This window comes from Micromonospora sp. RB23 (assembly GCF_053585025.1).
In genome coordinates this window covers 441,941-453,878 of the sequence record NZ_CM132111.1, presented here as the reverse complement: position 1 = coordinate 453,878, position 11,938 = coordinate 441,941, and the positions used below count along the sequence as shown (strand labels likewise).

The following is an 11,938-nucleotide window of genomic DNA, read 5'->3' as shown; positions in this document are numbered from 1 at the left end:
CATCACCCTCCTCCGCCCAGCCCGAGCCTTTCAGGCTAGGCGGCGCTGGCCACTCGGGTGAAGCCCTGATCAGGTACCCGTACGGTCACCGGAGCGTGATCACCCGCGGGTGTGCTGGCCCACCATCTGCACGTTGCCGGTGCCCTCGATGATCTCGCCCGCCTGCCAGGCCTCGACCCCACGGCCGGTCAGGGTGGCCAGGGCGCGGTCGGCGTCCTCGGCCGAGACGATCGCGAACATGCCGACGCCCATGTTGAACGTCGACTCCATGTCCTGGTCGTCGATCCGGCCCTTCGACTGGATCAGGTCGAAGATCGGCTGCGGCTTCCAGGTGGACCGGTTGACCACCGCGTCCACGTGCTCGGGGAGCACCCGTACCAGGTTGCCGGGGATGCCGCCGCCGGTGATGTGCGACAGCGCCCGCACCTCGGCCTCCTCGATCAGCTTGAGGCAGTCCTTGGCGTAGATCTTGGTGGGGGTCAGCAGCTCCTCGCCGAGGGTCCGCTGCCGGCCGAAGTCGTCGATCACGATGTCCAGCCGCATCCGGGCGGCACCGAGCAGCACGTGCCGGACGAGGGAGTAGCCGTTCGAGTGCAGGCCGGAGGAGCGCATGGCGATGACGACGTCACCCACCTCGACGCGCTCCGGGCTGAGGATGTCGGCCTCCTCGACCACACCGACGCCGGTCGCGGAGATGTCGTACTCATCCGGGCGGAGCACACCGGGGTGCTCGGCGGTCTCCCCGCCCAGCAGGGCGCAGCCCGCGTACCGGCAGCCGTCGGCGATGCCCGCGCCGATCTCGGCCACCTTGTCCGGGACGACCTCGCCGGTGGCGATGTAGTCGAGCAGGAACAGCGGCTCGGCGCCGCAGGCCACCAGGTCGTCGACGACCATCGCGACCAGGTCGATGCCGACCGTGTCGTGGATGTCCATCTGCTGGGCGATGACCAGTTTGGTGCCCACACCGTCGGTCGAGGACGCCAGGATCGGGTTCTTGTACTTCTTCGTGTCCAGCCGGAACAGGCCGGCGAAGCCGCCGAGGTCGCCCAGCACCTCGGGGCGCCGGGTCTCGCGCACCTTCGACTTCAGCAGCTCGACCGCGCGGTCGCCCGCGTCGATGGAGACCCCGGCGTCGGCGTACGAGACGGAGCGCTTGCCCCGCTGGCGGCCGGCACCGCCCGTCCACGGCTGGTGGTCGCTGCCAGCGCCGTTCGGGCTGCTTCCTGCGCCGTTGCGCTCGGACACGTGCGTCACGGTTCTCCCCTTTTGTGGTTCTCGGTGCCGCGCCGGCGGTGGCCGGGCCGCGCCGGTTGGTGCTACGGGCGGTTGGCGGTCACGCCACCCGGGGTGGCGACGAGCGAGCCGAAGCTCTCCGGAGCCTCCGACGTCGCGGTGGCGACCCGGCGGCCCATCCCTTCGAGGACGTGCTTACCGATCAGGTTGCCGGCCGGCAGCTCGATCGGGTACTCCCCATCGAAACACGCCCGACACAACCGGGTCTTCGGCTGCTCGGTCGCGGCGATCAGGCCGGGAAGCGAGACGTAACCCAGCGTGTCGGCGCCGATGGAGCGCCGGATGCCGTCGTTGTCCAACCCGTTGGCCAGCAGCTCCGCCCGGGTGGCGAAGTCGATGCCGTAGAAGCACGGCCAGCTGACCGGCGGGGAGGAGATCCGGACGTGCACCTCGAGCGCCCCCGCCTCGCGCAACATCCGGACGATGGCCCGCTGCGTGTTGCCGCGCACGATCGAGTCGTCCACGACCACCAGCCGCTTGCCACGCACGTTCTGTCGCAGGGGGTTGAGCTTGAGTCGGATGCCGAGCTGACGCAGGGTCTGCGACGGCTGGATGAAGGTACGGCCCACGTACGGGTTCTTCATGAGGCCCGCGCCGTAGGTGATGCCGGACGCCTCCGCGTAACCGATCGCGGCCGGGGTGCCGGACTCGGGCACCGGGATGACCAGGTCGGCCTCGACCGGGTGCTCCTTGGCCAACTGCCGGCCGATCTGCACCCGCGCCGCGTGCACGTTGCGCCCGGCGATGGTCGCGTCGGGGCGGGCGATGTAGACGTACTCGAAGAGGCAGCCCTTCGGCTCGGGCGCGGCGAAGCGGGTCGACCGCAGCCCCTCCTCGTCGATCGCGATCAGCTCGCCGGGCTCGATCTCGCGGACCACGCTCGCGCCGACGATGTCCAGCGCGGCGGTCTCGCTCGCGACGACCCAGCCACGCTCCAGCCGGCCGAGCACCAGCGGGCGTACGCCGTGCGCGTCGCGGGCCGCGTACAGCGTCGACTCGTCCATGAACACGAAGCTGAACGCCCCGCGTAGCTGCGGCAGCACCTCGAGCGCGGCGGCCTCGACCGACAGGTCGGGGCGGCTGGCCAGCAGCATCGTCACCAGCGAGGTGTCGTTGGTCGAGCCGTCCGCGACAAGGCCGCGCTCGGCGACCTCCTTCTCCAGCTCGGCGGTGTTGACCAGGTTGCCGTTGTGGGCCAGCGCGATGGTCGTGCCGGAATCGGTCGACCGGATGGTCGGCTGGGCGTTCTCCCAGTTGGACGCGCCGGTCGTGGAGTACCGGGCGTGCCCGATCGCCAGGTGGCCGCGCAGGCTGGCCAGCGTGGGCTCGTCGAAGACCTGGGCCACCAGGCCGAGATCCTTGTAGACCACCACGCCCGAGCCGTCGCTGACCGCGATGCCCGCCGCCTCCTGGCCGCGGTGCTGCAGGGCGTAGAGGCCGAAGTAGGTCAGATTCGCGACCTCTTCGCCGGGGGCCCACACACCGAAGACGCCGCAGGCGTCCTGGGGGCCAGGTCGTTGGGGGTCAAGGTCGTGGCTCAGCCGGCCGTCGCCTCGGGGCACTACCGCTCCCTCATGCTGGTCTGGACCGGCCTGGCGGGATCACGGGGCGGATCCACACTTCTCGGCCGGGACCACTGTCGTCGCCTGACAGTGTACGCGAGTCAACGTCAATACAGATAGTCACGATTTCCCTGCTCTGAGTGACGATCACCCGGACATCGGCGCAGCTAGAGGGGCAGATAGGCCGAGATGTCCGCCCGAATGCCGCTCACCTGAACACGACCATCGGTGACCGCGTCGGCCCACCCGAGTCGGCCCGTGGCGAGTTCCAGCCAGGTCTGCGGCGACATCTCGATCACGTTCGGCGGGTTTCCCCTGGTGTGTCGAGGACCGGGGACGCACTGGATCGCACCGTATGGTGGGACGCGCACCTCCACCGATCGGCCGGGGGCGCGCTCCGCGAGGACGGCCAACAAGGACCGGACCGCCTCCCGGAGTACCGGCCGTTCGGGCGTACGCCCCTCGTCGAGCGCCGACAGAGCTGCCACGACGGCGGTGGACTTACTGTGCGGAGAGGACACGACGGGACGATACGACCCACAGGTGGAGCACCTGACGCTGGCCCTGGGTCGCGCCGATCCAGTGAGACAAGGCATAGTGGCCGACGGCGTATTCGTACCGTGATGATCCCCGGCCCGGCGCCCCGCCGGTCGAGGGACGTCAGCCCGGAAGGCGGTGGACGTGTCAACACACCGACGTGCCTGGAAGCAGCGGGCCGGTGTGGTCGTAGCGCTGGTTGCCGGCGCTCTGCTCGCCGTCCCCGCCACACCGGCAATGGCCGCGGAGGTCGACGTCTCCCCCGGCTCCGTCACCGTGAACGCCGGCAGCGACGCAACGATCACCGTGCGCATCACCGGCGGCGACAACGACGAATCGGCGAAGGTCAGTCTCTCCGGGCTGCCGTCCGGCGTCACCTGCGCCAGCGGCTGTGGCGATGTCAAACTCTCCGGCGGCGGCCTGGGCGGCCCGAAGGGGTCGGTGCTGGTCCGGATCGCGGCCAACGACAACGCCGGCGACGCGACCACAAACATCACGGTGGCGGTCGAGGCCGCTTCGGGCCCGGACACCGCCAACGTCTCGCTGACCGTCAAGGGGAAGGCCGCACCGCCGCCTCCGCCGCAGAACCAGACGGTGAAGTCGGTCTCCGGCAAGGTGGTCGTGAAGGCGAACGGCGACGCTGTGCCGAACGCGATCGTGATCCTGCAAGACACGGGCGGCCACCGCTACGACACGATCAGCGACGGCAGCGGAAACTTCCGCTTCTCCGGCAGCACCCAGAACCCGATCACACCCGGTCGGATCGACGTAGGCGCGTCGGCGAACAACATCAACGCGATCAAGAGCTTCAACGCCAGCGCCGGGCAGTCGATCACCGGCCAGCGGATCAGCCTGGAGATCAAGGTCGAGGTGACGCCGAGCGCCACCCCGTCGCCCACCGCCGACGCCACCCCCACCGAGGAGGCGACCGAGGAGGGTGCCGAGGAGCAGCCCTCCGAGGAGGCCAGCCCGGGTGCCCCGACGAACGCCAGCAAGGAGGACGACGGCGGCGGCTTCGGCTCGTACCTGATCATTCTGCTGGGCGGCCTGCTCGTCGCGGCCGGCGTCGGCACGATCGTCCTGCTGTGGATGAAGCGCCGCGAGAGCGGCGACGACGATGACGAGCCAGTGGCAGCCGGCGCGACCGGTGCCGGCGGCGCGGTGCCGGCGGCCCGTGGCGCCTTCCACGGAGCCGACGACCAGACGCGGGTGGTCAACCGCGCCGGTGGCGGCCCCGACCCGACCATGGTCGGCGGCGCGGCGCTGAGCGAGGCGCCGACCATGATGCACCGCCCGGTCGTCGACGACGTCCCGCCGGACCCGTACGGCGCGCCAGCGCAGCCCTACGGCGCGGCGGACCAGCAGGGCTGGGGCGGGACCGGCTACGACGACCAGCCCGGCCAGGGCGGCTACGGCGGCTACGGCAACGCACCCGCCTCGGGTGGCGGCTACGGCACGGCGGCGACGCCCGACGGCGGCTACGGCGGTGGCGCGGACGGCTACGGCGCCGCACCCGGCTACGGCGGCGCTGCCGCCCCGGATGGTGGCTACGGTGGCGCGCCCTCCTCGGGTGGCGGCTACGGCAGCCGTGACTACACCGCGCCGGCCGGCGCGGGCGGCTACCCGCCGGCTCCCGCCGGTGGGGCGGCCGGCGGCTACGGCGAGCGCTTCGACGAGCCGACCGGCCGGTACACCGGCGACAGCACCCAGTACCCGGCACCGGCCGACCCCTACGCCACCGGCGTCTACCAGCCGGAGCAGGGCCAGGGCTACGGCGGCCAGCCCGACCCGACCACCCCGTACAGCGGCGGTCGTGGGGCGGAGCCGACGGGTGGCTACGGCCAGCAGACCAGCGCGTACGACCAGGGCGGCTACGGCCAGGCCGGTGGCGGGTACGACCAGGGCGGCTACGGCCAGGAGCCCCCGCAGCAACGCGGCGGCTACGACGACCGGGGCTACGACCAGGGCGGCTACGGCCAGAGCGGTGGCGGGTACGACCAGGGCGGCTACGGCCAGGAGCCCCCGCAGCAACGCGGCGGCTACGACGACCGGGGCTACGACCAGGGCGGCTACGGCCAGCAGGAGCAGGGTGGCCGGGCCCGCCCGGACGGTCCCCCGCCCACCGAGCGCGGCGGTCGCCGCCTCGACTGGCTGGACGACTGACCCACCCCGACACGCACCACGAACGGCCGCCCGGTTCTCCGGGCGGCCGTTCCGCTGTCACCTCACCCTGGCCCAACCTCGTCGATCATGAAGTTAGCGACGCGACACGCCGAGCGGGCGGGCAGTAACTTCATGATCAACGGGGTGCGGCGTTGCCGCCGAGCGTGGGCGGCCGGGCGGGGGCCGAGTCAGGCGGCGGAGAAGACGCCCTGGCGGAGGACCGGTACGACGTCGGACACGTCGACCTGGACGGCGACGTCGACGTCGGCCTCGAAACCGCTCTCGGTCAACTCCCGGCCGGACACGCTGCCGCGCACCGCGGCGGGTACGTCCGGAGTGCTGGCCAGCGCGGCGAGGGCCATGGCCGCCTCCACGGAGAGACCGCCCGGCACGCCGGACAGAGCGTCCAGCACGCTCGCCGCGCCGAGTTGGTCTTCGACACACGGGCGCAGCGACCCGTCCGGCCAGCGCTCTCCCGAGGCGATGACACCGATCGGGGCGTCCGTCGTGCCGTACCCCTGGTGGCGCAGCCAACGCCCGACGGCGCGCGCGTTACGCAGGCACGCCGCGACCACCGGAAGGCCGGTGGCGCTCGCGGCGGCGCTGATGGCCGAGCCGTTCGGCGAGGGCAGCACAAGGTCCGCGACGATCGGCGCGGCGCTCAGTGCGGCGGGTGAGAGTGACCAGGGGTGGTCCGCCGTCACCCGGCGGCGTCCTACCGCCGCCACCGCGCCGACCCGCAGCGCGTACTCGGCGGCCTGCTCACCCCACGGGAAGGGGTGCACCCGCATGCCCCGGGCGACCGCCACCTCCACGGCGGTGGTGAACGAGAGCACGTCCACCACCACCAGCGCCGCGCAGACACGGCCGAGTTCGGCCGCCCCGGTCAGGCCCCAGTCGAACCTGGCGCCTGACCCGGGCTGGCCGTAGACGGCCGCCGCCAACGCCTCAGCGCTCGTCAGGCGACGACTCGGTGGCACCGGACTCAGACTCGGACGGCTGCTCGGACCCGATCGGGTCGACAGCTCCGGTCTGCGGGGACGGGCCGGCCGAGGCGATCGGCTCGGAGAGCACCTCCGACGGGTCCACCGGATCGGCCGGGTCGCCCGGCAGCGGCACGGCCTCGACCGCGCCCGCCACGCCGGCGGCCGGGGCGGACACCTCGACGACGGCCGGCTCGGTCTCCTCGCCGACAGCCGAAGGCGCTACGGCGGTGCCGCCGAAGAGGCGCGGAAGCGTCTCGGTGTGCGCGGCCCGCAGCTCGTCCAGGCCGATCCGGAACTGCCCGTGCACCTCGAGCGCCCCGCCGGACGGGTCGGTGACACCGATCAGCTCGAACGGCACACCCCGCTCGGCGCAGAGCGCCGCGAACGCCTTGTCGTGGCCACGCGGCACCGACACCAGCGCCCGCGTGGCGGACTCGCTGAACAGGTAGACGAAGGGCATCGAGCCCTCGGCGAACTGCTCCGGCACGGCGATCCGGGCACCGACGCCACGCCGCAGGCAGGACTCGACCAGGCTCTGGGCGAGACCACCGTCGGACAGGTCGTGCGCCGAGCTGAGGTGGCCCACCCGGGCGGCCTCGGCCAGGAGGTCGGCCAGGGCCTTCTCGCGGAGAAGGTCGACCTGCGGCGGAATGCCGCCCAGGTGCTCGTGCGTCACCCAGGCCCACTCCGAGCCGGACAGCTCGACGTTCGTCTCACCGAGCAGGTAGAGCTGGTCGTGGTCGCCGCCGGGGCGCGGGACGAAGCCCATCGGCACCCGGTCGGCCACGTTGTCCAGCACGCCCAGCACACCGACCACCGGGGTCGGGTGGATGGCCGCCGCGCCGGTCTGGTTGTAGAAGCTGACGTTGCCGCCCGTCACCGGAATGCCCAGCTCCAGGCAGCCGTCCGCGAGGCCGCGCACGGCCTCGGCGAACTGCCACATCACGCCCGGGTCCTCCGGCGAGCCGAAGTTGAGGCAGTTGGTGACGGCGATCGGCTTCGCGCCGGTCACGGCCACGTTCCGGTACGCCTCGGCGAGGGCAAGCTTGGTGCCGTGGTACGGGTCGAGCCGGGCGTACCGGCCGTTGCCGTCGACCGACAGCGCCACGCCGAGCCCGGTCTGCTCGTCGATGCGGATCACGCCGCCGTCCTCCGGCTGGGCGAGCACGGTGTTGCCCAGCACGTAGCGGTCGTACTGCTCGGTGACCCAGGTCTTGTCGGCCAGGTTCGGCGACGCGATCATGCGCAGCAGGGTCTCCCGCAGCGCGTCCGGGTCGGCCGGGCGGGGCAGCGTCTCGGCCCGGTCGGCCTGGAGCAGGATGAGGTCCGCCGGCTCACGCATCGGCCGGGCGTAGACCGGGCCGTCGTCGACCAGCGAGCCCGGCGGCACGTCCACGACGAGGTGGTCCCGCCAGGTGATCAGCAGGCGACCCGGGCGGCCGTCCGGCTCCGGTGCGGTGACCTCGCCGATCGCGGTGGCGAGCACGCCCCACTTCTCGCAGGTCTTGAGCACCGCTTCGAGCTTGTCCGGCTCGACGACCAGCAGCATCCGCTCCTGGGACTCGCTCGCCAGGATCTCGTGCGGGTCCATCGAGGGCTCGCGCAGCGGAACCCGCTCCAGCCAGACCCGCATGCCGGTGCCGGCCGCGGCGGCGGTCTCGGTGAGCGCGCAGGTCAGCCCGGCGCCGCCCAGGTCCTGGATGCCGACGACGAGCTGGCCGTCGTACAGCTCCAGGCACGCCTCGATCAGCAGCTTCTCGGTGAACGGGTCACCGACCTGCACGGCGGGGCGACGGGCCTCGCTGCCCTCGTCGAAGGTGGCGCTGGCCAGCACCGACACGCCGCCGATGCCGTCCCGGCCGGTCTTGGCGCCCATCAGCACCACGACGTTGCCGGGGCCGGCGGCGGCCTTGTTCTGGAGGCGGTCGACCGGCAGCACGCCCAGGCACAGCGCGTTGAGCAGCGGGTTGCCCTGGTACGACGGGTCGAAGACCAGCTCGCCGCCGATGTTGGGCAGGCCGAGGCAGTTGCCGTAGCCACCGACGCCGGCGACCACGCCGGTGAGCACCCGGGCGGTGTCCGGGTGGTCCGCCGCACCGAAGCGCAGCGGGTCCATGACCGCGACCGGGCGGGCGCCCATGGCCAGGATGTCCCGGACGATGCCGCCGACGCCGGTAGCCGCGCCCTGGTACGGCTCGACGAAGCTCGGGTGGTTGTGCGACTCGACCTTGAAGGTCACCGCCAGCTTGTCGGAGACCTGCACGACACCGGCGTTCTCGCCGATGCCGGCGAGCAGGCGGTCGCTCTGCGGGGCCTTCTCACCGAACTGACGCAGGTGCACCTTGCTCGACTTGTAGGAGCAGTGCTCGCTCCACATGATCGAGTACATGGCCAGCTCGGACTGGGTGGGTCGACGGCCGAGGATCTGCCGGATCCGGTCGTACTCGTCGTCGCGCAGGCCCAGCTCGGTGTACGGCTGCAGCTCGCCCGGGGTGCCACCGGCACGCGGCACGGTGTCCACGCCGTCGGTCCAGTCGGCCGTCGCCGGCTGCGCGGGAGCGGCCGCCGGAGCGGTGGGCCGCGCCGGCGGCTCGGTCGACTGCGCCGGGGCGGAGTACGCCTCCGGAGTGTCCCGTACCGGGTCCGGATGGGTGGTCATGACCTCTCCTCGCTGCGCTCGTGCCCGCCAGGCCGGCGGTTGAGCTGACCGATGCTCACGCTGGGGTCCCCACCAGGTGCTTGAGGACCGAGGTGAAGAAGCCGAGACCGTCCAGCGAGGGGCCGGTGAGCGCCTCCACCGCGTGCTCCGGGTGCGGCATGATGCCGACCACGTTGCCGGCGGGGTTGGTGATCGCGGCGATGTCGCGCTGCGACCCGTTCGGGTTACCGCCGACGTAGCGGGCGACGACGCGGCCCTCGGCTTCGAGCTGGTCCAGCGTCGCGGTGTCGGCGACGTAGCAGCCCTCGCCGTTCTTGACCGGGATCAGCACCTCCTGGCCGGCCTGGAACGCGTTGGTCCACGCGGTGCCGACCGACTCGATGCGCAGGACCTGGTCCCGGTTGCGGAAGTGCAGGTGCTGGTTGCGGGTGAGCGCGCCCGGCAGCAGGTGCGCCTCGCAGAGGATCTGGAAGCCGTTGCAGATGCCGAGAACCGGCAGGCCGCCCTGGGCGGCGTCCACGATCGTCTCCATCACCGGGGCGAACCGGGCGATGGCTCCGCAGCGCAGGTAGTCGCCGTAGGAGAAGCCGCCGGGCAAGACGACTGCATCCACCCCGTGCAGGTTCTCATCGCCGTGCCAGAGCCGGACCGGCTCGGCGCCGGCGATCCGGACGGCGCGGGCCGCGTCCCCGTCGTCGAGCGAGCCGGGGAACGTGACCACACCGACCCGCGCGGTCACGAGCGGGCGTCCGCGGTCTCGTCGGTCTCGACCAGGCGGACGGTGAAGTCCTCGATGACCGGGTTGGCGAGCAGTTTGTCGGCGATCTCCCGGGCACGGTCCAGGTCCGGTTCACCGGTGAAGTCGATCTCGATCCGCCTGCCGATCCGGACTGAGGCGACGTCGCTGACGCCGAGCCGGGGCAGCGCGTTTGCGACGGCCTGGCCCTGCGGATCGAGGATCTCGGGCTTGAGCATGACGTCGACGACGACGCGAGGCACTGGGCACTCCTGACTGTGTACGCAGTTGGGTGCCGACCCACAACGGGCGAGCGCAGCCAGCCTACCTGGCAGATTCCGCCGCGGACGCACCGGCCGGGCGCAGTCCAGGCAGTGATCCACATAACGGGCGGCAAGGGGGCGCGGCAACCCGGGACAGGCCGCCCCACCAGGGGATATACAGCGCGCAGGGTAGCCGAATCGTTACATTGGACGATCTCGATCGGCTTCTTGAAAACGATGCCCGCCGGCCCTAGAGTGCATCGACATAGCTCGATGCAAGCGATGGCGGGGACCTCCCGCCGTCGCCACCCGGGCACCCCGGCGACCCCGGGCCCACCCTTCAAGGAGTCCCCCGATGCGCGTCCGTCCCCTGCTCGCCCTGATCAGCACCGCGCTGGTCGGCGCCCTCGCCTTCGCGTCCGGCGCGTCCGCCGCCCCGGCCGGCCCCCAACCCATCATCGGCGGCGGCACCGTGTCGTCCGCCCCCTGGGCCGCCGCCGTGCTGAGCAACGGCTCGTTCACCTGCTCGGGCAGCGTGATCGCCGCGCAGTGGGTGCTCACCGCCCGCCACTGCATCAGCGGCACGATGTCCGTCCGGGTCGGCAGCGTCTACCGCGCCTCGGGCGGGGTCACCCGCACCGTCAGCGCCACCTACACCCGTAACGACCTCGCCCTCATGCGCCTCTCCAGCACGGTCAGCACCTCGACGGTGTCCCTGGCGAGCAGCAACCCACCCGTCGGCTCGACCAACTCGATCTACGGGTGGGGCATGACCTGCTACAGCGGCTGCTCCGCGTCCAGCCAGCTCAAGACCGCCACCGTCCAGGTGACCAGCACCAACGTCACCGACGCGTACGGCGGGCAGGCCATCCGCAGCACCCGCATCAACGGCAACGCCTGGCGGGGCGACTCGGGCGGCCCGCAGTTCTACAACGGCCAGCAGGTCGGCGTCGCCTCCACCGCCGACGGGTACAACATCCAGAACTACGGCAGTGTCGCGTACAACCGGGCCTGGATCACCTCGGTGGCCGGTGTCTGACGGTTAGCGCCCCCGCGGCGCGGATGGTCGGCCCCGCGCCGACCGTCCGCGCCGCGCCGTTTTGCAGCATCCGATCAGGTGAACACGGCACACGATCGGGTCGCGTCACTCCTGACAGCATCGGAAACGTGCTGGTCGTGACGACAGAGCAACTGCCCGGCTACGAGATCCGCCAGATTCTCGGTGAGGTGGTGTCATCGATGGCCAGGACGCGCAACCCGTACCGCGAGGGGGTCAAGAACCTGCGCGGTGGCGCGTACGACCCGATGGCGCCGGACAACCTGACCCGGTGGCGTACCGACTCGGTGACCCGCCTCGGCGAGGAGGCCCTACGGCTCGGCGCGAACGCCGTGATCGGCATGCGCTTCGACAGCCGGGACTGCGGCGAGATGTGGATGGAGATCTGCGCGTACGGCACGGCGGTCATCGCCGTACCGACAATGCCCGAGACCATGCCGGCCGACCAGCCGGCGGTGGCGGCAGAGACCGCGACCGACCCGGCCTTCGCCGAGTCCCTGGGCGGCATCGCCGAACCGGCGAGCGCCCCGACCCTGCGAACAGCCGCAGAAACCCCCACCGGCGACTAGGCCGCCCGGCCCCACCCGGTTGCCCGGCCCCACCCGCCCGCCCCACCCGGTTGATCATGAAGTTATTGCCTCGCTCACCGGCGTGTCGTGCCGATAACTTCATGATCAACGGA

General features: G+C 71.9%; 10 protein-coding genes. 3 read left to right on the top strand and 7 right to left on the bottom strand.

Going from position 1 to position 11,938, the window contains the following annotated elements:
* Window positions 1-99 precede the first annotated feature (99 nt).
* The 3 genes from purM to ACTFTM_RS02015 all read right to left on the bottom strand — a co-directional run bounded on the left by purM (window position 100) and on the right by ACTFTM_RS02015 (window position 3,376).
* Complete coding sequence (gene purM, locus ACTFTM_RS02025; RefSeq protein WP_449564180.1) at window positions 100-1,254, bottom strand: phosphoribosylformylglycinamidine cyclo-ligase; 1,155 nt, start codon at window positions 1,252-1,254, stop codon at window positions 100-102.
* A gap of 62 nt (window positions 1,255-1,316) precedes the next feature.
* Entirely contained in the window at window positions 1,317-2,855 is a 1,539-nt protein-coding gene (gene purF, locus ACTFTM_RS02020; RefSeq protein WP_433536467.1) for an amidophosphoribosyltransferase, read from the bottom strand.
* Window positions 2,856-3,022: 167 nt separating this feature from the next.
* A complete protein-coding gene (locus ACTFTM_RS02015) occupies window positions 3,023-3,376 on the bottom strand; it encodes a sterol carrier family protein (protein WP_449564179.1) in 354 nt (117 codons plus the stop codon).
* Window positions 3,377-3,536: 160 nt separating this feature from the next.
* Here ACTFTM_RS02015 and ACTFTM_RS02010 point away from each other — a divergent pair, with 160 nt between their 5' ends.
* Window positions 3,537-5,555, top strand: coding sequence for a hypothetical protein (locus tag ACTFTM_RS02010; RefSeq protein ID WP_449564178.1), 2,019 nt, complete (start codon window positions 3,537-3,539; stop codon window positions 5,553-5,555).
* Window positions 5,556-5,743: 188 nt separating this feature from the next.
* Here ACTFTM_RS02010 and ACTFTM_RS02005 read toward each other — a convergent pair whose 3' ends face one another.
* The 4 genes from ACTFTM_RS02005 to purS are packed head-to-tail and all read right to left on the bottom strand — an operon-like array spanning window position 5,744 to window position 10,199.
* Window positions 5,744-6,499: a 2-phosphosulfolactate phosphatase gene (locus ACTFTM_RS02005; RefSeq protein WP_449566510.1), complete on the bottom strand. Its 756-nt coding sequence runs from the start codon at window positions 6,497-6,499 to the stop codon at window positions 5,744-5,746.
* 4 nt (window positions 6,500-6,503) lie between these two features.
* Window positions 6,504-9,200 carry a phosphoribosylformylglycinamidine synthase subunit PurL gene (purL, locus tag ACTFTM_RS02000; protein ID WP_449564177.1) on the bottom strand — a complete coding sequence of 899 codons (2,697 nt, stop codon included), beginning with the start codon at window positions 9,198-9,200 and terminating at the stop codon, window positions 6,504-6,506.
* Between the two features lie 55 nt (window positions 9,201-9,255).
* Window positions 9,256-9,939, bottom strand: a complete 684-nt coding sequence (gene purQ / locus ACTFTM_RS01995; protein ID WP_449564176.1) for a phosphoribosylformylglycinamidine synthase subunit PurQ — start codon at window positions 9,937-9,939, stop codon at window positions 9,256-9,258.
* The gene (gene purS / locus ACTFTM_RS01990) at window positions 9,936-10,199 is read right to left on the bottom strand and encodes a phosphoribosylformylglycinamidine synthase subunit PurS (RefSeq protein WP_007454310.1); all 264 of its coding nucleotides are present in this window, start codon (window positions 10,197-10,199) and stop codon (window positions 9,936-9,938) included. Before purS ends, purQ begins: the two co-directional genes overlap by 4 nt.
* Before the next feature lie 355 nt (window positions 10,200-10,554).
* Here purS and ACTFTM_RS01985 point away from each other — a divergent pair, with 355 nt between their 5' ends.
* Window positions 10,555-11,238: a S1 family peptidase gene (locus ACTFTM_RS01985; protein WP_449564175.1), complete on the top strand. Its 684-nt coding sequence runs from the start codon at window positions 10,555-10,557 to the stop codon at window positions 11,236-11,238.
* 23 nt (window positions 11,239-11,261) lie between these two features.
* Window positions 11,262-11,825: a YbjQ family protein gene (locus ACTFTM_RS01980; protein WP_449564174.1), complete on the top strand. Its 564-nt coding sequence runs from the start codon at window positions 11,262-11,264 to the stop codon at window positions 11,823-11,825.
* The last annotated feature ends 113 nt before the right edge of the window (window positions 11,826-11,938 follow it).